The following is a 24,296-nucleotide window of genomic DNA, read 5'->3' on the forward strand; positions in this document are numbered from 1 at the left end:
TATGATTTGCTTCATCAGCCCTCATCCGTGGTACCGCCCCATGAATCAAGCCGAACGCTGGGCTGCACTGCCCGTACCCTCGGAAAAACGCACCATGGCCTCGCAACTGGAGGCCCGCGTGCGTGAAGACATCATCAATGGCCGTCTGGCACCCGGCAGCCGCCTGCGCCTCAAAGAGCTGGCCGAGCATTACGATGCCGGGGTCATTCCGTTGCGCGAGGCGCTGTCACGGCTGGCCACCAGCGGCTTCGTCGCCTCTGAAGACCAGAAGGGTTTCAGTGTCGGCCGCATCTCGGCGGATGAACTGCTGGACATCACCAGAACGCGGCTGCTGATTGAATGCCAGGCCTTGGCCGAGTCCATTGGCCAGGGCGACCTGGAATGGGAGAGCCAGCTGATCGCCGCACATCACCGCCTCGATCGCCTGCCGGGCACCGAAGGCCCCGAGCGGCTGATGAAGCCTGAGTGGGAAAACGCCCACGAAGCCTTCCACCAGGCCCTGATCGCCAACTGTCGCTCCCCCTGGCTGCTGCGCCTGTCGCACCTGCTACGTGATCAGACGGCGCGCTACCGCATGCTGTCTGTCCATTATCAGGGTGACACCGAGCGTGATGTGCCCCACGAACATCGGGCGTTGCTCGAAGCCGCGCTGGCACGGGACGTCGACAAGGCATGCGCCTTGCTGGCCAGCCACTATGAGACCACTACGCGCAACGTGCTGGCTCACGAGGCACTCAAGCGCTGAGGCACTCGCTGAGCCCAGTACGTGGCATCAACACGCCCAGGGTCGCCCGCCCACGCCTGTTCCATGACCGGGGCAGCGTAGCGCTCGATACGCCGTTGCTTCCCCTTCAGGCGCATCACTCACGCCCTCCACCCAGCGCCTTGTACAGCGCGATCAGGTTCTGCCTACGCGCCAGATGGGTGCTTACCAGCTCTTGCTGCGAAGCGAAGAGGTTGCGCTGGGCATCCAGGCTGTTGAGGTAGGTGTCCACGCCTGTCTGGAATCGCTGCTCGGCCAGTGCATAGCTGCGGCTATTGGCTTGCACCAGCAGCGCCTGGGCCGTGGCCTGCTTGCCCAGTTCATCGCGCGCGACCAGGCCGTCGGACACCTCCTGGAATGCCACCTGGATGGCCTTCTGGTAGTTGGCGACCTCAATAGAGGTTTGTGCCTTGGCTACATCAAGATTGGCCTGGTTGCGGCCCCAGTCGAAGATCGGCACATTGATCGACGGCACGAAACTCCAGGCCCCCTGCCCGCCCGAAAACAGATCGCCCAGCTGCCTGCTGGCCGACCCCGCCGAAGCGGTCAGGCTGATGCTCGGGAAGAATGCAGCGCGGGCGGCGCCGATGTTTGCATTGGCGGCCTTGAGCGCGTGTTCGGCAGCGAGTATGTCCGGGCGCTGAGTCAGTGTCTGCGATGGCAGCCCTGCAGGCAGGGCCTGATCCAGCTCAAACGCCCCAGGCCCGACTTGGGCCATTCGCTCGAGGGCCAATGGCTTGCCCACCAGCAGCACCAGCGCATTGCGGTCCTGCTCCACCAGCCGCTGGTACTTGGCCTGGCTGGCCTGGGCCGAGCGCACGGTACTTTCTGCCTGGCTCAGGTCCAGCTCTGTGGCAACGTCCTCCTGGTAGCTGCTACGAGTGGTCAGGTAGCTTTCCTGCTGGCTCTCAAGGGTCTGCTTGCTCAGCGCCAGCAATTGCATGTCCGCCTGTAACTGGTAGTAGGCGTTTGCAACCTCCGCGACCAGTGCAATCTGGGCACTGCGCTGCGCCTCGATGGTCTGCAGGTAAAGCTCCAGAGCCTGCTCATCGAGGCTGCGCACACGGCCGAAGAAATCCAGCTCGTAGGCAGCGAAGCCGACGCCTGCGTCATACCGGTGGCCGGTGCCCGTGCGACCGTCGCTGGACACGTCCGCTGGCGTTCGCTGGCTGCTGCCGGACACGGTGGCATCGATCGACGGCAACAGGTCGGCACGCCGTATACGGTACTGCGCCCGGGCCTTCTCGATGTTGAGCAGCGACACGCGCAAGTCGCGGTTGTGCTCCAGCGCTTGCGCGATCAGCGCCTTGAGCTGCGGGTCTGCGAAGAACGTCCTCCACGGCAGTAGCGGCTGCGCACTGGCCTGCGTGTCTACCCAGTCATTGGCCACCGGCGCCGCTGGCCGGTGGTATTGCGGGATCAGCGAGCAACCGCTGACCAGGCTCACGGCCAGTGCCAGGGCGGTTTTCAGTTTGCCGTGTTTCATGCGCGTTCTCCTTGAGCCTCGGTATTGGCCTGCTGCGCCTTGCGGCTGAACAGGCGGGTGATGACCAGGAAGAACAACGGCACGAAGAACACCGCCAGGAAGGTTGCGGTGAGCATGCCACCGACCACACCGGTACCGATGGAGTGCTGGCTGCCCGACCCTGGCCCGCTGGAGATGGCCAGCGGCAGCACCCCGAGGACAAAGGCCAAGGACGTCATGATGATCGGCCGCAACCGCTGGCGTGCCGCCTCTGCGGCGGCCTGCATCAGAGGCATGCCCTGCTCGTGCAACGCCTTGGCGAACTCGACGATCAGGATGGCGTTCTTCGCCGACAGGCCCACCGTGGTCAGCAAGCCCACCTGGAAGAACACATCGTTGGCCAAGCCACGCCCGATGGTGGCCAACACCGCACCGATCACCCCCAGCGGCACCACCAGGATGACGGCCAGCGGCACCGACCAGCTCTCGTAGAGTGCGGCCAGGCACAGGAACACGATCAGCACCGAGATTGCATAAAGCGCTGGCGCCTGCGAGCCGGACAGGCGTTCTTCATAGGAAATACCGGTGTACTGCAAGCCGACCCCCTCGGGCAGCTTGGCGATGATCCGCGCCACCGCCTGCATCGCATCCCCCGAGCTGTAGCCCGGCCCAGGCTCACCCTGAATTTCCACCGCCGGCACACCATTGAAGCGCTCAAGCTTTGGCGAACCGTAGGTCCAGTAACCGTGGGCAAAGGAGGAGAACTTGACCATTTCTCCGTTGGCGTTGCGCACGTACCACTTGCTGAAATCTTCAGGCGAGATCCGCGAGCTGATTTCGCCCTGCACGTACACCTTCTTGACCCGCCCGCGATCGATGAAGTCGTTGATGTACGACGCCCCCCATGCGCTGCTCATGGTGTTGTTGATGTCGCTGATGCTCACCTGCAGCGCACGGGCCTTTTCTTTATCGATGACGATCTGATACTGCGGCTCATCGTTCATGCCATTGGGGCGAACGTTAGCCAGCACCGGGTCGGCTGCCGCGAGCTGCAGGAACTGGTCGCGTGCAGCGATCAACTTCTCGTGCCCCAGGCCCACACGGTCCTGCAGATAGAAATCGAAGCCCATGGCATTGCCCAGTTCCAGGATCGCTGGCGGCACGATGGCGATCACGGTGCCATCCTTGATCTGCGAGGCTCGCGCCTGCAGGCGCTGAGCCAGGGCGAAGATGGTGGTGTCATCGGCACCCGTGCGTTCTTCCCACGGCTTGAGCCCGATGAACAGCATCCCCGAACTCTGGCCCCGGCCGGCGAAGTTGAAGCCGTTCACCGTGTACGCAGAGTCGATCAGTCCGCCTTCTTCCTCAAGCAGGTAGTCACGGACCTCGTTGAGCACCACTTGCGTGCGTGCAGCGCTGGTGTTGGTCGGCATCTGGACCTGAACGAACATCGTGCCCTGGTCCTCACCAGGCAAAAATGCCGTCGGGATCTTGGGGAACAACCAGCCGAGTGCCACCACGATCAGGGCGTAAACGCCCAGGAACAACGCCTTGCGCTTGGCAATGCCCACCACACCGGCCTTGTAGCGATCGGCGCTGCGGTCGAAGGTGCGGTTGAACCAGCCGAAGAACCCCTTTTTCTCATGATGGTCATGGCCTATGGGCTTGAGCAGCGTCGCGCACAGCGCCGGGGTGAAGATCATGGCCACCACCACCGACAACGCCATGGCCGAAACGATGGTGATGGAGAACTGGCGGTAGATGATGCCGGTGGCTCCACCAAAGAACGCCATCGGCACGAACACCGCCGACAGCACCATGGCGATTCCTATCAGCGCGCCCTGGATCTGCCCCATCGATTTGCGGGTGGCCTCCTTGGGCGAAAGCTTGTCTTCCACCATCACCCGTTCGACGTTCTCCACCACCACGATGGCGTCATCCACCAACAGGCCGATAGCCAGCACCATGCCGAACATGGTCAGGATATTGATGGTGAAGCCGAACGCCGCCAGCACCCCGAAGGTGCCCAGCAGCACCACGGGCACGGCCAGCGTGGGGATCAGCGTCGCACGCAGGTTCTGCATGAACAGGTACATCACCAGAAACACCAGCACGATGCCTTCGAACAGGGTCTTCACCACTTCGTGGATCGAGGCACCGACCGCAGGCGAAGTGTCGTAGGGGTAGACCACTTTCAAGCCCGCAGGCAGGAAGGGTTCCAGCTCACCCACCGTGTCACGCACCCGTTGCACCGTGTCCAGCAAGTTGGCACCGGTGGCCAGGCGCAGCGCGATGGCAGCGGCAGGCTTGCCGTTGTAGGTACCGGAAATGGAAAAGTCCTCTGCCCCCAGCGCCACCGTGGCGACATCCTTCAGACGTACCTGAGAGCCGTCCGGATTGACCTTGAGCAGGATCTCGAGGAACTGGTCGGCACGGGTCATGCGCGTCATGCCCAACACCGTGGCGTTGAGTTGCACGCCTTTATGCGTCGGCAAACCACCAAGGGCACCCGAGGAGACCTGGACGTTCTCCGACTTCACCGCCTCGATGACATCCTGAGGCGTCAGTTGGTAACCGAGCAGTTTCTGCGGGTCCATCCAGATACGCATCGCGTACTGCGCCGCCAGCATCTGGAAGTCGCCCACGCCTTTGACCCGGGTGATCGGGTCCTTGAGGTTGGAGGCGATGTAGTTGCCGATGTCGAAATCATCCATCTTGCCGTCTTCGGAATACAGCCCGACGATCAGCATGTAGTTGATCTGGTACTTGGCGACCCGCAGCCCTTGGCGCTGCACTTCTTCGGGTAGCAATGGGGTCGCCAGTTGCAGCTTGTTCTGCACCTGCACCTGGGCGATGTCCGGGTCGGTGCCCTGGTCGAAGGTGACGATGATGGTCATGCTGCCATCACTGTTGCTCTCCGACGAGATATAGCGCAGGCCGTCGAGGTTGTTCAGCTGTTGCTCGATCACCTGTACCACCGTGTCTTGCACGGTCTGCGCCGAAGCGCCTGGATAGGTGACGGTGATGCTCACCGCCGGGGCGGCGATGTTGGGGTATTGATTGACCGGCAGCTTGAGGATGCTGAAACAGCCAGCGAGCATGATCACGATAGCGATCACCCAGGCGAAGATCGGCCGGTTGATGAAAAACGATGCCATTTGTATGTACCGGAAAGTGGCGGCGATGCCGGGGCAGTTCTAGTGCTGCGAGCTTGCGATGGTTTGCAGCGGTGCGACGTTGCTGGCGGCGACAGGCTCGAGCACGATGCCGGGGCGCACACGCTGTACGCCTTCGGTGACGACCCGCTCGCCGGCACTCAGGCCAGACTCCACGAGCCATTGGTTGCCGACCGTGCGTATGGTGCGAATGTGCCGAAGCTCGGCCTTGTCGCCCTCACCCACGACCCAGGCGGTAGCCTCACCTTTGAGATCACGGGTCACGCCTTGTTGCGGCACCAGGACCGCCTTGTGGCGCACCCCTTCGGCCAGCGCCCCATGGACGAACATCCCAGGCATCAGGATGCCGTCCGGGTTGGGAAACTGTGCACGTAACGTCACCGCGCCCGTGCTCGGGTCAACCGTCACCTCGGAGAACTTCAGCGCCCCGGGGTGGGCGTAGGGCGTACCGTCCTCAAGCGTCAGGTCTACCTTCACCTCGCCTGGTCCCACAACGGCCAGGTGCCCGGCGTCCAGCTCGCGGCGCAGCCGCAACAGGTCGGTGGAGGCCTGGGTGACGTCCACGTAGATTGGGTCCAGCTGGTTGATGGTGGCCAGTTCCTGACTCTGCTGGGCGCTGACCAGGGCCCCTTCGGTGAAGTTCGAGCGGCTGATGCGGCCGTCGATCGGCGACAGTACACGGGTGTACTCCAGGTTGATGCGCGCGGTCTTCAGTTCGGCCTCGGCCTGTTTCCAGTTGGCCTGGGCATCGTCGAGCTGCTGGCGGCTGATGGCCTTGGTCTCGAGCAGGCGCTGGTAGCGCTGGGCCAGGTTGCGGGCGGTATCGCGGCTTGCCTCGGCCTTGTCGAACGCCGCCTGATACAGCGCCGGTTCGATCTGATACAGCTGCTGCCCTTTGCGTACCACGGCGCCTTCGGTGAACAGGCGCTTCTGCACGATGCCGCTGACCTGCGGACGCACTTCTGCCACCCGGTAGGCCGAGGTTCGCCCAGGCAGGTCGCTGCTGAGCAACACATCCTGCTCCTGGAGCTCGACCACGCCTACTTCGGGGGCTGGGGTATCTATCGTCTGCTGCGCCTTTTCACAAGCGGACAGCACGAGTGTCATCGACAGCAACGCGCCGAGGTTCTGCATGATTCTGATGTTCATCGTTTCTCCTTGGGCATGGTACCGGGGCGGTCACTTGCCGAGAAACACCCTCGGGAAGCGAAACATAACCACCATGCAGTACCGTGTACCGCATTATGATACACATATGTTTTCGGAGAAAACCAGCTTCGAAATATCCAGCCGCTGTCGATGCGACGATGAACCTGTACACTCGAGCCGGCCGCCAAGGTGCAGCCGGCACGTCGGTTTTCGAGGAATGAAATGAGCGTTGAGAAAGACAAGGCAGCAGAAGAGCTGCGCAGTGGTGGCATTCAGGTCATTGCCCGAGCCAGCGCCATCATGCGTGCGCTGGGCGCGCAACCGCAGGGCTTGAGCCTGGCGGCCATCGCCCAGGCCGTCGGCCTGCCACGCTCTACCGTGCAACGCATCATCGCCGCGCTTGAAGTGGAAAAGCTGGTGGAGGCCCTGCCCGGTAGCGGCTATCGCCTGGGGCCGGCCTTGGGCGAGCTGATTCACCAGGCCCATGGCGACATCATTTCCATCGCCAGGCAGTCATTGGAAGACCTTGGCGAGACGCTTGGCGAGACCGTTGTGCTGTCGTGCATCCGCGGCCAGCAGACCCACGCGATCTTCCGGGTGATTGGTGAAAACGAGCTGCGGGTGGTGATCCCGCTGGGCCGCTCGATGCCCATGCACGCCACGGCGGACGGCAAAGTGTTGCTGTCGACCTTGACGGATGACAGCATCGTGCAGTGGCTGACACCCGCACCGCAAAAGCTCACCGCCAACACTCTGGCGCTGCCTGCGTTGCTTGAGCAGATCACGCAGATCCGCGGCACAGGCATCGCCCTGGACAACGAGGAGCATACCCCTGGCGTCAGCGCCATCAGCGTTCTGCTACCAACACTGATGGGGCCTCATGCGGTGTCGGTGGTCGCGCCTACCGCACGGTTCGTAACCCGCAAGGACGAATTCCGACAGGCCCTTGAAGCCGTGCGCGACGCCATTGGCCAATCGCGCGCCTAAGCCTGTGCGTGGCGTGCCACCTGCAAAAACGCACGCACTGCACCGTTCACCTCGTCATTGCGACTGACCAGCAGCAGGTCTGCTTGCTGCTCGATACCGTCGAGCCGGCGATAGGCCACACCCGGAATATTCACTTGCAACAGCGGTTCCGGCACCAGCGCCACACCCAGGCCTGCGGCCACCAGCGCCAGCAGGCTCAGGGTGCTGCCGGTGCGGTGCACCTTGGGCTCGCGCCCCAGTGCCTGGCGCAAGCCACGCAGCATGTTTTCGTCAGCGCCATGGGCGGCATAGACGATCAATGACGCATCGCCAAGCATGCCAACCTGCAAGGGGCTGACGTCGACAAGCGGATGGCTGTCGGGCATCGCCACCAGCAACGGCCAAGTCCCGATACGCTCGAAGCACAGCGACGCGTCAACGATCTGGCCGCCATGGCTGGGGGCGTAACCGACATCCAACTCCCCCGCCTGAATTGCTTCAACCTGCTGCTGCGGCGCCAATTCACGCAGCACCACTTCAGCCTGTGGATAGGCTGCATTGAACGCTCGCACGGCGACCTTCAGCCACCCGCTGAATACCGCATTGCCGGCAAAACCTATGCGCACTGTGCCCATCTCGCCGCGCATTGCCCGCTGTACCGTCTGCTGGGCATGCGCAGCCTGGGCCAGGGTGCGCTGCGCTTCTGCGTAAAACAGCGTGCCGGCCTCCGTCAACTCGACCCGGCGGCTGGTGCGCACGAACAGCGGGCCACCGAGTTCCTCCTCCAGTGCCCGTATCTGCATGCTCAACGCCGACTGCACGATGTGCAGGCGCTTGGCCGCACGGCCAAAATGCGCCTCTTCAGCCACGGCCAGGAAATAACGCAGGTGACGCAGCTCCATCTTCAACTCCGTTCATTTTTTGTGATCAATCATTCAGATCAATCTATTTGAGTTTACTTCAGAACGGGAAGAAGCTTGGGCTGATTGTCCATCCCAACGAGTACTGCACCATGAACAGCTACCTGCATGACCGACTACAGATTACCGACCTCATCACCGGCTGGATTCACCGGGACCTCGGCCAATGGGAGCAACTGGCCGCACTGTTCCACCCCGATGGCGTGATCGAAATCACCTGGTACGAAGGCCCGTTCACCGGGTTCATCGAGGGCTCGCGGCGCATGGGCGCCTCCGAGCTGCGCACCAAGCACCTGATCGGTACGCCCGTGGTCCAGATAAACGGCAACCGCGCCATCGTCGAGACCAATGCGGTGATCGTCGCCGAAAATGTACGCCTGGAGCTGGGCTGCAGCGTGCACAACCGCTTTTATGACCTCGCGGAAAAGCGTGACGGCCAGTGGAAGCTGCTCAAGCGCCAGAGCATATATGACATCGGCGCTTTCACCTTTCCCAGCGGGCCGGTGACCATCAATGCGCAGGTGCTGGCGCGCTATCCGCGCGAGTATGCGCCCTTGGCCTACCTGCTGGAGATAAGCGGTTTCCCGCTGAACCGCACGTTCGCCACTCGCGGTAGCGAACTGGAAAGCGCCATACGCGAGACCGCACAGGCCTGGCTCTCTGCCTGACATCCGCTTACAGCGCCGCACACAAGAACAACAAGAGGAGCGAAACCGATGTGCAAACAGGAATACGTCTTCCGCGGTCTGGGCGTCTCGCTGTCAGGACGCGGTCGCATGCCCGAAACCGAGAGCGTGGAGCCACTGCCTCTGATCGTGGCCATCCATGGTGGCACCTACAACTCCCGCTACTTCGACGTGCCGGGCCATTCGCTACTGGACCGGGCGCAGGCGCAAGGGCTGCCCATCTTTGCCATCGACCGCCCTGGCTACGGCATGAGCGCAACCTACGCCGAAAACGCCCCGAGCATCCTGGACAACGCAGAGATTCTCGACTCCGCCATTCAGGACCTGTGGCACAGCTACCCGCACAACGCCAGCGGTATCGTCCTGATCGGCCACTCCATCGGCGCGGCCATCAGCATCGCCATCGCTGCGCGCCAGCCTTCCTGGCCGCTGCTGGGCATCGCGATTTCTGGCGTCGGGCTCGACCCAGTGCCTGCGTCCAAGGACAAGTGGAACAGTGTGCCGGCACAACAGGCGTTGGTCAGCGTGCCGCCCCAGGCAATGGATGGCTTTTTCTTCGGGCCGCCGGCCACCTACGACCACGCCATCATGCCCCAGGCCAGCCATGCCGCGTGCGCCCCTGCCCCGCGCAGCGAGCTGGTGGACATCGGCATGCAGTGGCCCAGGCAGGTCGGCCATCTCGCAGCACAGGTGAAGGTGCCCGTGCACTATCGGCAACCGGAGTTCGAGCAGTTGTGGCCTGTCGATGAAGCCACTGTGCAGCGTTTTGCCCAAGCCTTTGTCAATTGCCCGGCCATGGACGCCGCACTGTTCCGGGACGCCGGCCATTGCATCGACTTTCACCGCATGGGCGAAGCGTTCCAGTTCCAGCAACTGGCCTTTGCCAAGCGCTGCGCCGCCAGCGCGTAAATCGAGCGAGCAACCTGGCCCTGGCAGTGCGAACTGCCAGGGCTTTTTCTGTTGCGTTCAGAAGTACAGCAACGCTTCCACCATCGCAGTCAGCTGCGTGCGGTCTCGGCCATTGCCGAATGGGCGGTCGTGTTCGCGCGCATCGAACCAGTCATAGCGCAGCTCCGGGCGTAACGAGAGGTGCTTGCTGACCTCATAGCGAAAACCCGTGGTAATCGCATTGAAGTCCCCGCGCGCGGTGGTCGTAGGGAACAGCGTGAAGCCGTCCGGGTCGCTGAAGTGCTCGCCGCGCACCGAGAAGGTCAAGTCCGGCCGCACCTGATAGGTAAGCACCGCATTGGCACCCCACCAATGCGCACCGTCGAAGCCTGGCCCGGTGACGATGTCGACGGTGCTCGGTTTGCCATCGCCATCCTGACGGCCGTAAACCAGCTCCGCGCCCATCGACCAGCGCTCATCGAAACGGTGCCAGCCGTTCAACGAATGCTGTTGCCTGAGCTGGCCGTCCGGGGAGATAAGCCGTGAGGTTGGCGCTTGCACGTCCTTGAAGCTGTGGTTCTCCTGGTTGCCGACCATGAACTCATAGTCGACCCAGGTCTGCATGTCCGCCGTGCGCCAGCGCAGTGCGCCGAACAGTGCTTTGTCGTCATTGTTGTCACGCAGGTTGCTCCAGCCTTGGGCCACGCCCAATTCCACTCCCAACAGCCCATGCGGGCTGTCGACCAGACGGCTGCCGATCATGACGCCGCTGACGGTCACCAGGTTGCTGACGAAGGCGTAGGTCCGGCTGGCGAAGGGGTTGCGGGCCAGGCGAATGTTTGGCGGGATCTCGTAGCCAAAAGCGGGGCCGAAGATACCCGCCATCAACGTGAACCCGGGCCCGTACGGCAGATAGGCGGTGGCGGCGAGGTTGGGCGTGGAAACGAAGTTCTGCCTGTCCCGCCGGGCTTTTTCAGTGTCATCGTCACCGGGCGAATTGACACCCCAGTGCATGTCCCAGCCAAAGGCCCTGGAGAACTGCGCATTGCGCCCGTACAAGGTCTCGAAGGTGAAACCGAAATCCGCCGTGTCCGGTGCAGGGCCGGGCAAGGGGGTGATGCGCGGGATGAAGTTGGCCTTGAGCGGCTTGTCGACAAACAGATGCAGGCTGCCCAGCTCGAAGCCTTCGTCGGAAAACCCACTGATGGGCAGGTTGCTCAGCCCGTCGCGGCGCTCATCATGGGTTGAGCGGTTGTTGCGCGAGTAGCCGATGTCGAGCAGGAAGGAGGTGCTGATACCGTAGTCGCGTTGCAGGCTATCGCCAAACAGGCTGCGGAACAAGGCGCCTTCGGCGGGCTCCTCGGCCGGCTCGGCATGGCAATCGATAATCGCAAAGGCGGCCAGTACCGCACCCAGCGCTTTCACCCGGATGTTGTTCATGGATAGGGACTCTTGTTGTTGTTTTGTGTCGTTATCGTGGGGCCCGGCGTCCCTGCCGGCGCAGGCCGGGACCGGCCTGCGTAGCTGCGTAGCTCAGAAGTTGCGTGGGTCAGGTGTTGGTGGCCTGGAAGGCACACTGGCGCCAGATGCCCTCGCTGCGAATCCATACTTGGGTGGCGTAGGCTTTCATCAGCCGCTGCTCACCGCTCTCGCGCAGGACAATGGCCTGCTCCAGTCGGCCACTGGCGATGGCCGTATCACCCTGCACACGCACACGCATGTCGGCGCGCTCGACGCTGAGAAAGTCGATATGCCCGGCGACCATTTCCAGGTACTGCGCCTTGTCGTCCACCTTGCCGGTGGCGTGGACGTGTACCAGACGGTCATCCATCAACGCCGCCAAGGCCTGTACGTCGCGCTGTACCAGCGCCCGGCAGCGCTCGCTTTCCAGGAGCAGGATGTGCTGCTCGATCATTTCAGGCTGCATGGCCATCACTCCGCGGTTGCTCTGTACGGACGACATTCTCGATGCTCCCCAGGCCGTCGATCTCAACCCGTACCCGATCACCTTCGCGCAGCCAGCGCGGCGGTTTGAAACCGATACCGACCCCGCCCGGCGTGCCGGTGTAGATCACGTCACCCGGCTCGAGGGTCATCACTTTGGAAAGGTGCTCGACCTGCTGGTAACAGTCGAAGATCAACTCACGGGTGTTGGAGCCCTGGCGCTGTTCACCGTTGACAAAGCAGCGGATTCCAAGCTCATGGGGGTTGCCCACCTCGTCCGGGGTGACCAGCCAGGGGCCGAAGGGCGCGTGCCCGTCGAAGGCTTTGCCCAGCACGAATTGCGAAGTGCGCAGTTGCCAGTCGCGCACGCTCACGTCGTTACCCACGCAGTAACCGAAGATCACCTCGGGGGCCTGTTCGCGGCTGACGTGGCGGCAGCGTTTGCCGATCACGAAAACCATCTCCGCCTCGTAGTCCAACTGCTCCGACACCTGCGGCAGGTCGATGGCGGCGTAGGGGCCGTTGGCCGACGTGTTCATCTTGGCGAACCACAGCTGGTCAGCCGGTGTGGCCATGCCGGACTCGGCGACATGGTCGGCATAGTTCAAGCCGATCCCGAGGATTTTCCCCGGGCGCGGCACTGGCGCCATGAGGGTCACTTCCTCGAGGGTGAAATCAGCAGGCTGCAGCTGCACCAGGCGGCGAAGCGGCTCCTGCCAGAGGTTCCATTCAGCGATCAGCCCAGCCATCTCGCGCGGCGCGGCGGACAGGTGATCGGCGATGCGGATCACGCCCCCCTCCACGACGATACCGATGCCCTGCAGGCCGCCAGGGGTCTTGAAGGTGCACAGTTTCATAGGCCTCTCCTCATCCAAGCAAAGTGCGGGTACCGGTGCCGGCGGTCCCCAGGCGGCACAGCTCGGTTTCGCTGGCACCTGCGAGCCATAGATCGACCATGGCGTCGGGGTCGAACTCCAGGCCGATGGGGTCGTTGGCGAAGGTTTCGCTGTGGAAGAACGCCGCCGCGTCGGCGGCTTCGCTGAAATTGTCCACCTGCAGCTCGATGTCATTGCCTTCCGGGTCGCGGAAATACAACGAGGTGGTCGGGCCGTGGTTGATGCACCAGTACGGGCGGATGCCCTCCTCCTTCAGGCGCAGGTAGGTGCGCAGCAGGTCGTCGATGTGCGCGTAGCTGTAGGCGATGTGGTGTACGCCGGTGACCTCGTCGGCCTTCGGTGGCAGGTGCGGCATGTTGAAGAAGGCCAGCCGGTGATGTTCGTCGTCATAAGTGATGAAGGTGAGGATCTCGTCTTCGAACACCAGTTCGGCCTGGAACAGCTTGCGGTACCAGTCGACCATGGCCTTGCGGTCGGCGCAGCGGAACACCAGGTGCGCCATTTTCATCGGCACCACGCGCTCGCCTTCGGCGATCACTGCGGTGCGGGCTTGGGAAACGCTCATTTTGGTTCTCCTTCTTGTTGTTGTCAGACCACCACCCGGCGAAAGTCGCCGAGCAGTGTCGCCAGGTAGGCCAGGAAGCGCCCGGCCTCGGCACCGTCCACCGCACGGTGGTCCCAGGACAGCGACAGCGGCAGTTGCAGGCGCGGCTGGAAGGCGTTGCCGTCCCAACGGGGTTGCAGGTCGGCGCGGCCGACGCCAAGGATCGCCACCTCGGGGGCATTGATGATCGGGGTGAAGTGGCCACCGCCAATGCCGCCCAAGGACGAGATGGAGAAGCAGCCACCTTGCATCTGCGCAGGCGACAGCTTGCCGGCACGTGCCAGTTGCGACAGCTCGGCCATTTCCGCCGCCAGCGCGGCGATGCCCTTGCGGTCGGCATCGCGGATCACCGGCACCACCAGGCCATTGGGCGTGTCGGCGGCAAAACCGATGTGGTAGTAGTGTTTTTGCACCACCTCGTCGCCTTCCAGGCTCACGTTGAACTGCGGGAAGCGCTGCAACGCCGCCACGCAGGCCTTGATCAGGAACGCCAGCAAGGTGACCTTGGCCTGGCTGTCGCGCGCTTCCTGGTTGAGCCGCACGCGCAGGGCCTCCAGCTCGGTGACATCGGCCTGGCTATGGTTGGTGACGTGGGGAATCCGCACCCAGTTGCGGTGCAGGTTGGCCGCTGAGAGGCGCTTGATGCGCGACAGCGCGCGGCGTTCGACCGGGCCGAACTGGCTGAAGTCCACTTCCGGCCACGGCAGCAGGCCCAACCCGTCGCCAACGCTGGCAGTCGGCCGTTCGCGCTGTGCCTTGACGAAGGCCAGCACGTCCTCGCGCAGTAGCCGGCCGTTGGGGCCGGTGGCCGTTACCTGATCGAGTTCGACAGCCAGTTCACGTGCCAGCTTGCGCACGGCCGGGCCGGCCAGCGCCAGTTGTGGCTTGCGTACGTTTTCAGCGGAAGGTGCCGGCGCGGTGGCAGGCTTGGCGGCTACCGGCTCAGGGCTTACCATCGGCGCGGCCTCAATGGGCGCTGCCTGTTCTCCAGCCGGCTCGATATCGGCGATTACACTGCCGCGCGAGACCTTGTCACCTGGCTTTATCAGTACCTGGCGAATGATGCACTGCAAGGTGCTGGGCACATCCATCACCGCCTTGTCGGACTCGAGCACGATCAGCGGCTGCTCCACGGCGACCACGTCACCGGCCTTGATCAACACCTCCACAACAGGCAGGTCCTTGAAGTCGCCGATATCCGGAACCATCAGTTGTTGCATGGCATTCACTCCTCAACGGTTCCAAGGGGCGGCACTGCGGCCATCGATGGCATAACGCGCACGGGCTTGGGCATGCTTGTCACGGTCGACGCCGGCCAGCGCCGCCAACGCGATGTGCTGGCGGTCCATTTCGAAGAAGCGGCGTAATGCCGGGCGGGTGTCGCTGCGGCCGAAGCCGTCGGTGCCCAGCGCGGTATAGGGCGCCTGCAGGTAGGGGGCGATCAGTTGCGCATAGCCGCGCACATAGTCGCTGGCCGCGACCACCGGGGTGCTGCCGGGCAGGCAGGCCTGCAGGTGGCTGGTACCCTTGGCCTCAGTGCCGAACATTTGCTGGCGCTCGACCTCGCGGGCCTCGCGGGCCAGCTCCGAGAAACTGGTGACGCTCCAGATCTCGCTGGCCACGCCCCACTCCTCGGCCAGCAACTCGGCGGCCGCGATCACTTCGCGCAAGATGGCCCCGGAGCCCAGCAGGCGCACGGCGGGCAGGCCTTCGCCGCGCGTGCCGAACAAACGCATACCCTTGATCACGTCGGCGTGCTGGGTAACGTCCAGTGGCGCCTGCACGTAGTTCTCGTTGGTCACGGTCAGGTAGTAGAACTCGTCATGCTGCGCTTCGAGCATGCGCCGGCTGCCGTGGTCGATGATCACTGCCACTTCGGCGGCGAACGCCGGGTCGTAGGCGCGGCAGTTCGGCACGGTGGCGGCGACCAGCTGGCTGCTGCCGTCCTGGTGCTGCAAACCTTCACCGGCCAGGGTGGTGCGCCCAGCGGTGGCACCGATCAGGAAGCCACGGGCACGCTGGTCGGCGGCGGCCCAGATCAGGTCGCCGATACGCTGGAAGCCGAACATCGAGTAGTAGATGTAGAACGGCAACATGGGCAGGCCGTTGACGCTGTACGAGGTTGCCGCTGCCACCCAGGACGAGATCGCACCGGCTTCGGTGATACCTTCCTCCAGCAACTGCCCGTCCTGGGACTCTTTGTAATAGAGCATCGCCCCAGCGTCCTCCGGCTCGTACAGCTGCCCTACCGGCGAGTAGATGCCGACCTGGCGGAACAGGTTGGCCATGCCGAAGGTGCGTGCTTCATCGGCGACGATGGGCACGATGCGCGGGCCCAGCTGTTTGTCCTTCAGCAGGTTGGTGAACAGCCTGACGACGGCCGTGGTCGTCGATGCTTCACGGTCATCAGGCTCAAGCGCGAACTGCGCGTAACTGGCCAGCGCCGGCACCTGCAGAACTTCGGCAGTGCTGCTGCGGCGCGGCATGTAGCCGCCCAGTTCAGCCCGGCGAGCATGCAGGTAGCGCATTTCGGCACTGTCTTCTGCGGGTTTGTAGAAGCGCATTTCCTCCAGCGCCTGGTCATCCATCGGCAGTGCGAAGCGATCGCGAAATGCCTTGAGTGCCTCGACGTCGAGCTTTTTCTGCATGTGCGACGTGTTACGCGATTCGCCGGCCTGGCCCATGCCATAGCCTTTCTTGGTCTTGGCCAGGATCACCGTTGGCCTGCCCTTGTGTGCTTTGGCAGCAGCGAAGGCGGCATGCAACTTTTTGAAGTCATGGCCACCGCGGCGCAGGCCGTCGATCTCGGCCGGGCTCATGTGCGCAACCAGTGCTTGCAGTTCCGGGTCGATGTCGAAGAAATGCGCGCGGTTGTAGGCGCCGTCGTTGGCACCCAGGGTCTGGTACTGGCCGTCGACGGTATGGGCGAAACGGCGCAGCAGTACATGGTTGTGATCCCGGGCGAACAGCGCATCCCAGTCCGAGCCCCAGACCACCTTGATCACGTTCCAGCCGGCGCCGCTGAACAACGACTCCAGCTCCTGGATGATCTGCCCGTTGCCCCGCACCGGCCCGTCCAGGCGCTGCAGGTTGCAGTTGATCACGAAGGTCAGGTTATCGAGTTTTTCGCGGGCGGCCAGGGACAGCGCCGCGATCGACTCCGGCTCGTCCATCTCGCCGTCGCCAAACACGCCCCGGACGTGGCGCTGTGCGGTATCGGCCAGGTTGCGATGCTGCAGGTAGCGCAGGAAGCGCGCCTGGTAGATCGAGCTGATCGGGCCGATGCCCATGGAGCCGGTGGGGAATTGCCAGAAGTCCGGCATCAGCCAGGGGTGTGGATAGGAGCACAAGCCACCGCCATCGACTTCCTGGCGGTAGCGCTGCAGTTGCTCTGCGCTCATGCGTCCTTCAAGGAACGCCCGGGCGTACACCCCGGGCGCCGAATGGGGCTGGAAATACACCAGGTCGCCCTTGCCCTGCTCGTTGTCGGCGCGGAAAAAATGGTTGAAACCGACCTCGAAGATCTCGGCCGCCGAAGCGTAGCTGGCAATATGCCCGCCCAGTTCGCCATAGGCCTTGTTGGCCCGTGCCACCATGGCCAGAGCGTTCCAGCGGATGATCGAGGTGATGCGTTCTTCCATGGCCAGGTCGCCGGGAAAGACCGGCTGGTCATCCAGGGCGATGCTGTTCTGGTACAGCGAGTAAGGGTGGGCGGACGGGTGTACGCCCAGGTGGCTGGCGTGCTCGGCCAAGCGCTGCAGAAGGAAGTCCACGCGCTCGCCGCCGGCGCTACGCGCCACGGCCTCCAAGGCGTCGAGCCATTCATGGGTTTCCTGGCGGTCGCTGTCGTGCTCGGTGCGATCGCGCGGTACATCGGTGATCTTGGCAGTCATGGCATAAGGCTCAATCAGGTTTTACAGGCGCAAGCCGCCCATGGCTGCCCGGTAACGGGCAGGCCCAGGTGCGCTTGCGCGCGATCAGGTTCTTGGCTGGCTTACCAACCGTCGCGGCAACCGCTCCACTCAACACCCGGCGCGCGGGCGTGCACCTGGTGATAACGGCCGCTGTAGAACAGCAGCGGCTTGCGTTGCTCACCGATGCGCAGGTGTTCCACTTCGCCGATGTACAGCAGGTGGTCGCCGGCCGGGTGCACGTCCACCGTGCGTGCCACCAGTTGCACCAGGCTGCCGTCGAGCAAGGGCGTCTGCTCGTGGAAGCAGTAAGGCAGCGCCAGGCCTTCCTCTGGCCGCCCACCGAAGTGGGCGCTCAGCGGGCGCTGGGTCTCGGCCAGGAAGTTGACGCCGTAGCACACCCCTTCCTTCACCCACTGGTTGAAGCGCGAGGCATTGCGCACCGAGATGAGGATCAGCGGTGGCTCCAGCGATACCGACATGAAGGCATTGGCGGTCATCCCTGCTGGCTCGCCGTCGGCCACGAAGGTGACCACCGTGACGCCGGTGGCGAACTGGCCCATTACCGTGCGCAGAAGTTTGGGGTCCATGGGGTTGCCCTCTTGTCAGATCAGTGCGGTGACCGTGTTTTCGACGCCCAGCAGTGCCTTGCCGTACAACTCCAGACCAATCGCTGGCAGCGCCACGGCATGCCGCGCAGCCGTGTTGGAGTCGCGCCACCAGCGCTGCATCGGGCTGCTCTCGGCAAAGCTGCCAGCGCCATGGGCGGACAAGAGGATGTTGATGGCATCAAGGATGTGCGTATTGACCAGGCCGACGTCGGCACGGATCCGCGCACGGGTCACGTTGTCCAGTTTGATGCCCTGGCGGGCCGCCTCATCCAGTTCGTCGGCAGCACGCATGGCGCGCAAGTGGGCGCTGTCGATCTTCAGCGCAGCTTCCGCGACCTGGGTCTGGAACACCACCGAGTCGGTCTGCTTTTCGAACGAGGTGTAGGCCACGGCGCGGCGCGGGGCATTGGCGATCACGTATTTCAGCGCAGCGCGCCCCAGGCCAAGCTGCGGGCCATTGAGAATCAGCGCGGCAAACGGCACGAACAGCGGCCGATAGCTGGCTTCGTCCTTGAACGGGGTGGCGTATTCACCCTCGATGGCCGCGCCCATGTTCAGCAGGCGGTGGTCGGGGACGAACACCTCCTCGGCGACGATGCAGTTGCTGCCGGACGCACGCATGCCGGCGGTGAACCAGGTGTCTTCGATGCGGTACTGCGCCTTGGGGATCAGCGCCAGGTACTGCGCCACCAGGGCGCCGTTGGCGTCACGTTCCTCGGCGCCGATCGCTGCCCAGTCGGCATGCAGGCTGCCGGACGAGGAATACCATTTGCCGGAAATCACCAAGCCACCTTCGACTCTTCGGGTGGTTGGCGAGGTATTGAACACACCGGCTACACGGGCATCGGGGTTGCTGCCGAAGACTTCTTGCTGCGCACGCTCATCGAACAGGCCGGTGAACCAGGCGCAGACATTGCTGAGCGCCACCACCCACGCCGTGCCACCGCATGCCTCTGCCAGTGCAGCCGATACCTCCAGGTGCGAGCGTAATGTGCCTTCATGGCCACCAAACCGCTTGGGCACCATCAGACGGAACAGGCCGGCGTCACGGATGGCCTGGATGTTTTCCTCGGCGGCTCGGCGGTTCGTCTCGGATTCGGCGGCATTTTTGCTTAGCAGGGGTTGCAGCGCGGCGGCGCGCTCGACCAGTGCCTGCAGAGAAAGTCCGTGGTCGGCCAGCGGCAACACGTCTGCATCAAACGCTTTCATGGCTTCTGTCATGGTTTCCACCTTTGACAATGACTAAAGTGTCATTTATTTATTTTGGGCGAACGAATCCTCGCGCCGTCTTCAGCGACGCGCTCGGACCGTGGTTCGGGGGATGCCTGAGAATGCGGTTAAATTAGAGATGCAGAAGCTTACGGCGCGGCGGTGGCGGCAGCGGGCGGGATACGCGGGGGGTCAAGGCTTGAACGAGCATTTTTCGTCTCCTGTTGTTTTTATGACGAAACTGCCAGCGTGACTCAGCATTAGATGGAACATACTTGTCATTCCGACATTGCTAGAATGTAGGACAAGGCACAGGCTTCTTCAATAGCTTTTATCAAATAAATTTATTTACACGATGAAATGCATAGTTTTTAACAATGACATTTTGTCACTCGACGAGATGACCCATGCCCAGCCATGACTCGCTCGCCCCTGCCGGGCGAACCAGCAGCGACCACCGCCCACGTATGGCGGAAAAGAAACGCCTGATGATGCGTACGCGCTTGCTCGACTCGGCCATGCGCGTCTTTGCCGAAGCCGCCGGTGCCACACCAGTGATCGACGACGTAATCCGCGAGGCCAAGGTGTCCCGTGGCACGTTCTACCGTTACTTCGACTCGCTGGACCAGGTGCTGATCGCGCTAGGCCAGGAACTGAGCAACCAGATGACCACTGACATCCTGCCGCTCTACGACATTCTCGAAGAACCGTGGAAGCGCGTTTCGGTGGGCTTTCGGGTATTCCTGGTGCGTGCCCTGCTGGATCGCAAGTGGGCCGGCTTCGTGACCCGTGTGGATGTATGGCCGCACCATGCACTGGTGGCCGAGTACATGGGCCGGGACCTGGAAAGCGGCCGCGCCGCCGGGCAGTTGGCCTTCGCACGGCTGGACGCCGCCACCGACTTCTTGATGGGCGCATCCGCGCATGCCATCCAGGCCATCCTGCAAGGCGTGGAAAACGTCAATGACTACATGGATGCCTGTGTGCACATGGCGTTGATCAGCCTGGGCGTCGACCCTGCGACCTGCCAGCGTGGCGTGGATTTTTCGCTGACCTACCTGCAGGACTGGGGATCCGGGGCGCTGGAATTGCCGCGACCGGTGTGGGCGTTGAACCTCAACTCCCGTGAGGGCCGGGAATTTCTGGCCTATCGTCGCCCAGCGGGCTGACACGCCGCTGGGCAGGCACGATCAGGCGGGCTGATTACCGTACGTATCGAGGTCGATGCTGATGATCCGCTCGGCCTCCTGGTGGTTTACACCCAGGCCGCTGAGCACGAAATGCACCATGCTTTCCACCGCCGAGGCCGGGCGAGCGCCCTCCAGCACCTTGCGCAGCAGGTAGAGCATGCCGCCGATGATGCAATCGACCGTGGAAACGATGTCGACCACCTGAAAAGCGCCTTCATCGTTACCGACCTGGATATCCCGGGCCAACGGATTGCCCATGGTCTCGATCATGTCGTTGATGCTGTACACCGAATGCACCAGGAACCAGCCCCAGACCGGGTCGGTGAGGCCGCGGTGAACAGTGCGACGGATATTGACACCTACCCGTTCGGCGATGCCCGCAGCCGGGATGGTAGCGGCATCCAGCGCCTCGATCATGTGCAATGCATCATCGATGAACACCGCACGCGCCACTTCTTCCTTGCTCGAGAAGTAGTTGTAGAACGAACCGAACGACAGCTCGGCCTCTTCGGTGATGTCGTTGATGGCAGTAGCTTCGATGCCCTTGCGCCCCATCACCGTGCGCGCAGCACGCAACAGCTTGCTGCGGGTACGCTGGCGCGCCTTTTCATTGACCCTTGGCTTGCGTGGCTCGGCTGCCTTGGGGCTTTTGTCTTCATTCATGGTGGCGATCGGCTGGCGCTGTTGAGTGGTGCGGACATGATACTCGACTCGCCTGTGCGCGCCAGCCAACCGTCCCTTCAGTAACGCACGCCAAGCCCCAGCAGCACCGAGGAATAATGCGCGCCGATGTTGGTACCGGTGCTCGGGCCCTTACCGCGCAGCGTCTCGGGGAACTCGAACTCGTAGCCCAACGACAAATCAGTCGTCGGCGACAGGTGATAGGTAAAGCCCGCCGATACCGAGTCGTTCAGAATGCCCGGTGAGAAATAGTTGGCATTGGTGTGTTGCGCATCCACCGCCGCCGTGGCGTGCTTGAAGCCGGCACGCAACGTCCACGCCTGGCTCGCATTCCACGACATCCCGACCCGCCAGACGTCCTGGCTGTTCATGCCCGCGCCATCGGGGTTGCTGAAGAAGCCGACCTCATCCCATTCGATGCGCAGGTAATCCGCCGCCACGGTCAGCTTGGGCGTCAGGTGCACGGCAATGCCGACTCCGTACTGCTCCGGCAAATCCAGGTGACCACCGGAGATCGCCAGCAGGTCATCCTTGTAGCCATCGGCATCACTGAAGCGCATCTTCGGCGAGTACGCCGCGCCCAGGCTGAAGCGCGAATCGACCTTCCATAACGCCCCTACCCGCCAGCCCAGACCGGTGCTGGTGGCTATGCCATGGGTCGGTGACACGCCAAGGCTGCCGTCCGCCTGCGGCACCACCAGGCCACGGGCCTGCACCTGCTGCACACCGACCAGGGCCGACAGCCCCAGCGACAAGCCCGGGGTGACCTTGTAGGCCAGCGTGGGTGCGAAGTTCACGTAGGCGATCTTGGTCTTCACCGCCGGGAACCCCATGCCAGGCACCGCAGCGTGGCTGTAGTCGGAGCCCGAGCCAATCGAGTAGACCGACAGGCCCAGCGCGGTACGGTCATCAAGTTGATAACTGATACCGCCACTGGGAATCGGTGCCCGCACCTTGAAATCATCTCGGTTGTTCTCGTTACCGAAACTTGAGCGGAAACTGCCGAAGAACAGCTGCAGGCCGCCGTCGATGCGATTGCCCAGTTCGCTCATGCCGGCGGGGTTGTCACTGGCAATGGCCGCAGACTGTGGGAAGGCCAGCGAGGCGCCGCCCATCTGCGCCGATTCGATGCTACTGGAAGTGGGAATATTGAAGTTCATGGCCTGGGCCAACGGGCACGCGAAGAAAAACAGCACGCCACAGGCCTGCATCGCTTTAATGTTCATGGTTACGCCTGCACAGTTTATTTATTGTTTTTGGAACTGATGACTCGAAGCGTTTGCAGCAAATCCCGGCCAGCCGCACCCGCCGCCGCAACAGCGGGCGCTGCCGGATTACACACTTGCGAAGATGAAACGATGATCAGAACGCGACGTTATCGCGCCCTTTCAACTGCATGAGCACGCGCGCTTCAGCAGGCGTTGCCACGGCAAAACCCAGCGACTCGATCAGCGCCTTGATCGCCCGCACCTGTTCGGCATTGCTCTGCGCCAGGCGGCCCTTGCCCAGCCACAGGTTGTCCTCCAGCCCCACGCGCACGTGGCCGCCCAGCAACAGCGACTGCATGGCTATGCGCGGTTGCATCGCCCCCACGCCCAGCACCGACCAGTGATAGCGTTCGCCAAACAGGCGGTCAGCAGTGCGCTTCATGTGCGCCACATCTTCCGGGTGGGTGCCGATGCCACCGCGAATGCCGAACACCGACTGGATGAACAGCGGGTCCTGCAATAACAGGCGATCGCGGAAGTGGGCAGCGGTATAGAGATGGCCAATGTCGTAACACTCGATCTCGAAGCGCGTGTTGTTTTCGCCGCAGGCCGCCAGGATCTGCGCGATGTCCTTGAAGGTGTTGCGGAAGATCCGCTCTTCACTGGCCTGCAGATAAGGCCGTTCCCAATCATGCTGAAATTCGCTATAGCGTTGCAGGAGTTCGTACATGCCGAAGTTCATCGAGCCCATGTTCAGCGAGGCGATCTCCGGGCTGAACTGCAAGGCTGGCGCGATGCGCTCCTCCACCGACATGGTCGGTGCCCCTCCGGTGGTGAGGTTGACCACCACATCGGATTCGCGCTTGATCTGCGGCAGGAACTGCTCGAACAGGCGTGGGTCCTGGCTCGGCATTCCGCTTTGCGGATCGCGGGCATGCAAGTGCACCACCGCAGCCCCCGCCTCGGCCGCCTCGATGGCGGAGCGGGCAATCTGTTCAGGTGTGATGGGTAGATGGGGCGACATCGAGGGCGTGTGGATCGAGCCGGTGATGGCGCAAGTGATGATCACTTTCGAAGCGTTTGCAGCCATGGCAATTTCCTTCCGTATGGCGGCCTTGTCAGGCAAAGCCGCCGGGCCTGGTTAGCGTGGTTCGTCGACGATGGTGTTTTCGATGTGGCCCAGGCCCGAGATCTCGACCCGCACCACATCACCGGCCTTGAGGAACACCGGCGGTTGCATGCCGATGCCGACGCCTGCCGGCGTGCCGGTGATGAGGATGTCGCCAGGCTCCAGGGTCATCACCTCGCTGAGGTAGGCGATCTGTTGCGCGATGCTGTAGGTCATCAGCGCGGTGGAAGACTGCTGGCGCTGCTCGCCATTCACGCTCAGGCTGACAGTCAGCTGCTGCGGGTCGGCAATTTCGTCTGCCGTAGTAATCCATGGCCCGATCGGCCCGTGGGTATCGAACGACTTGCCAAGGGTCCAGGTCGGGCTCTTGGCCTGCCAGTCCCGGGCGCTGACGTCATTGGCCACGAAGTAGCCGGCCACATGCTGCAGCGCGTCGCACGCGTCGATGCGTCGGCCGCCCTTGCCGATCACCACGCCCAGCTCTGCTTCGTAGTCCAGGCGTTCACAGACGGCAGGATGATGGACGTCATCGTAAGGGCCGTTGATGCAGGTGATCTGCTTGCTGAACCACACCTGCGACGCCGGGATGGGCACGTTGAGGCGCCGTGCTTCGGCTTCGTGATCCTTGTAGTTCATGCCCAGCGCCATGAACTTGCCGGGGCGCAGAATGGGCGCTTGCAGCCGTACCTGCTCCAGCGCCACGCTGTTTTCAGCGGTGGCCTGCAGGGTGCGGGCGTCCGCGAGGACATCGGCGCGGGCCAGCAAGGCCGCGACGTCCACCGGTGCCGACGCCGGCAGCAGGTGGTCGAGGTTGATCACACGGTTGTCCTGGACCAGGCCAACGGACGTCTTGCCGTCATGGGTATAGCGAGCCAGTTTCATAGGTGTTCCTTTTGTATG

Annotated in this window: 21 protein-coding genes; 5 read left to right on the forward strand and 16 right to left on the reverse strand. The window is 63.1% G+C overall.

The window, feature by feature from the left end; translation table 11 throughout:
• Positions 1–40 precede the first annotated feature (40 nt).
• Positions 41–745 (forward strand): GntR family transcriptional regulator, encoded by a 705-nt coding sequence (locus ACIPW4_RS03795; protein WP_400654927.1) that lies wholly within the window; start codon positions 41–43, stop codon positions 743–745.
• A 115-nt stretch (positions 746–860) separates the two neighbouring features.
• Here the strand turns inward: ACIPW4_RS03795 and ACIPW4_RS03800 are convergent, their stop codons facing one another.
• From ACIPW4_RS03800 to ACIPW4_RS03810, 3 genes are read right to left on the reverse strand one after another with little or no spacing between them, the layout of a single operon-like run.
• Entirely contained in the window at positions 861–2,249 is a 1,389-nt protein-coding gene (locus tag ACIPW4_RS03800; RefSeq protein WP_400654929.1) for an efflux transporter outer membrane subunit, read from the reverse strand.
• The gene (locus tag ACIPW4_RS03805) at positions 2,246–5,386 is read right to left on the reverse strand and encodes an efflux RND transporter permease subunit (protein ID WP_400654931.1); all 3,141 of its coding nucleotides are present in this window, start codon (positions 5,384–5,386) and stop codon (positions 2,246–2,248) included. Before ACIPW4_RS03805 ends, ACIPW4_RS03800 begins: the two co-directional genes overlap by 4 nt.
• A 39-nt stretch (positions 5,387–5,425) precedes the next feature.
• Positions 5,426–6,553, reverse strand: coding sequence for an efflux RND transporter periplasmic adaptor subunit (locus tag ACIPW4_RS03810; RefSeq protein WP_400654933.1), 1,128 nt, complete (start codon positions 6,551–6,553; stop codon positions 5,426–5,428).
• 222 nt (positions 6,554–6,775) lie between these two features.
• Here ACIPW4_RS03810 and ACIPW4_RS03815 point away from each other — a divergent pair, with 222 nt between their 5' ends.
• Positions 6,776–7,540, forward strand: a complete 765-nt coding sequence (locus ACIPW4_RS03815) for an IclR family transcriptional regulator (protein WP_400654934.1) — start codon at positions 6,776–6,778, stop codon at positions 7,538–7,540.
• Here ACIPW4_RS03815 and ACIPW4_RS03820 read toward each other — a convergent pair.
• A complete protein-coding gene (locus ACIPW4_RS03820) occupies positions 7,537–8,421 on the reverse strand; it encodes a LysR substrate-binding domain-containing protein (RefSeq protein ID WP_400654936.1) in 885 nt (294 codons plus the stop codon). The genes ACIPW4_RS03815 and ACIPW4_RS03820 overlap by 4 nt on opposite strands.
• A 110-nt stretch (positions 8,422–8,531) precedes the next feature.
• Here ACIPW4_RS03820 and ACIPW4_RS03825 point away from each other — a divergent pair, with 110 nt between their 5' ends.
• A complete protein-coding gene (locus tag ACIPW4_RS03825) occupies positions 8,532–9,107 on the forward strand; it encodes a nuclear transport factor 2 family protein (protein ID WP_400654937.1) in 576 nt (191 codons plus the stop codon).
• Positions 9,108–9,215: 108 nt separating this feature from the next.
• Entirely contained in the window at positions 9,216–10,034 is an 819-nt protein-coding gene (locus ACIPW4_RS03830) for an alpha/beta fold hydrolase (protein WP_400654939.1), read from the forward strand.
• 57 nt (positions 10,035–10,091) lie between these two features.
• Here ACIPW4_RS03830 and ACIPW4_RS03835 read toward each other — a convergent pair whose 3' ends face one another.
• The 8 genes from ACIPW4_RS03835 to ACIPW4_RS03870 all read right to left on the reverse strand — a co-directional run bounded on the left by ACIPW4_RS03835 (position 10,092) and on the right by ACIPW4_RS03870 (position 19,200).
• On the reverse strand, positions 10,092–11,453 hold the full coding sequence (locus tag ACIPW4_RS03835) for an outer membrane beta-barrel protein (RefSeq protein ID WP_400654941.1): 1,362 nt from the start codon (positions 11,451–11,453) through the stop codon (positions 10,092–10,094).
• A 109-nt stretch (positions 11,454–11,562) separates the two neighbouring features.
• Complete coding sequence (locus ACIPW4_RS03840; RefSeq protein WP_400654942.1) at positions 11,563–11,976, reverse strand: nuclear transport factor 2 family protein; 414 nt, start codon at positions 11,974–11,976, stop codon at positions 11,563–11,565.
• Positions 11,930–12,814 carry a fumarylacetoacetate hydrolase family protein gene (locus ACIPW4_RS03845; protein ID WP_400654944.1) on the reverse strand — a complete coding sequence of 295 codons (885 nt, stop codon included), beginning with the start codon at positions 12,812–12,814 and terminating at the stop codon, positions 11,930–11,932. The genes ACIPW4_RS03840 and ACIPW4_RS03845 overlap by 47 nt, the downstream gene beginning before the upstream one ends.
• A gap of 10 nt (positions 12,815–12,824) precedes the next feature.
• A complete protein-coding gene (locus ACIPW4_RS03850) occupies positions 12,825–13,418 on the reverse strand; it encodes a VOC family protein (RefSeq protein ID WP_400654946.1) in 594 nt (197 codons plus the stop codon).
• Between the two features lie 23 nt (positions 13,419–13,441).
• On the reverse strand, positions 13,442–14,677 hold the full coding sequence (locus tag ACIPW4_RS03855; protein ID WP_400654948.1) for a 2-oxo acid dehydrogenase subunit E2: 1,236 nt from the start codon (positions 14,675–14,677) through the stop codon (positions 13,442–13,444).
• 12 nt (positions 14,678–14,689) lie between these two features.
• Positions 14,690–17,350 carry an alpha-ketoglutarate dehydrogenase gene (mdeB, locus tag ACIPW4_RS03860; protein WP_400654949.1) on the reverse strand — a complete coding sequence of 887 codons (2,661 nt, stop codon included), beginning with the start codon at positions 17,348–17,350 and terminating at the stop codon, positions 14,690–14,692.
• 101 nt (positions 17,351–17,451) lie between these two features.
• On the reverse strand, positions 17,452–17,958 hold the full coding sequence (locus ACIPW4_RS03865) for a flavin reductase family protein (protein ID WP_079228516.1): 507 nt from the start codon (positions 17,956–17,958) through the stop codon (positions 17,452–17,454).
• Positions 17,959–17,973: 15 nt separating this feature from the next.
• Positions 17,974–19,200 (reverse strand): acyl-CoA dehydrogenase family protein, encoded by a 1,227-nt coding sequence (locus tag ACIPW4_RS03870; protein WP_400654953.1) that lies wholly within the window; start codon positions 19,198–19,200, stop codon positions 17,974–17,976.
• Between the two features lie 395 nt (positions 19,201–19,595).
• On the opposite strand from ACIPW4_RS03870, the gene ACIPW4_RS03875 reads away from it, so the two are divergent.
• Positions 19,596–20,357 (forward strand): TetR/AcrR family transcriptional regulator, encoded by a 762-nt coding sequence (locus tag ACIPW4_RS03875; RefSeq protein WP_400654955.1) that lies wholly within the window; start codon positions 19,596–19,598, stop codon positions 20,355–20,357.
• A gap of 21 nt (positions 20,358–20,378) precedes the next feature.
• Here ACIPW4_RS03875 and ACIPW4_RS03880 read toward each other — a convergent pair whose 3' ends face one another.
• The 4 genes from ACIPW4_RS03880 to ACIPW4_RS03895 all read right to left on the reverse strand — a co-directional run bounded on the left by ACIPW4_RS03880 (position 20,379) and on the right by ACIPW4_RS03895 (position 24,278).
• On the reverse strand, positions 20,379–21,041 hold the full coding sequence (locus ACIPW4_RS03880) for a TetR/AcrR family transcriptional regulator (RefSeq protein ID WP_400654956.1): 663 nt from the start codon (positions 21,039–21,041) through the stop codon (positions 20,379–20,381).
• 77 nt (positions 21,042–21,118) lie between these two features.
• Entirely contained in the window at positions 21,119–22,285 is a 1,167-nt protein-coding gene (locus ACIPW4_RS03885) for an OmpP1/FadL family transporter (protein WP_400654958.1), read from the reverse strand.
• Between the two features lie 136 nt (positions 22,286–22,421).
• The gene (locus tag ACIPW4_RS03890) at positions 22,422–23,357 is read right to left on the reverse strand and encodes a 3-keto-5-aminohexanoate cleavage protein (protein WP_400654959.1); all 936 of its coding nucleotides are present in this window, start codon (positions 23,355–23,357) and stop codon (positions 22,422–22,424) included.
• Between the two features lie 51 nt (positions 23,358–23,408).
• Entirely contained in the window at positions 23,409–24,278 is an 870-nt protein-coding gene (locus ACIPW4_RS03895) for a fumarylacetoacetate hydrolase family protein (protein ID WP_400654961.1), read from the reverse strand.
• Positions 24,279–24,296 lie beyond the last annotated feature (18 nt).

This window comes from Pseudomonas sp. NPDC089996 (assembly GCF_044748405.1).
Taxonomy (GTDB): domain Bacteria; phylum Pseudomonadota; class Gammaproteobacteria; order Pseudomonadales; family Pseudomonadaceae; genus Aquipseudomonas.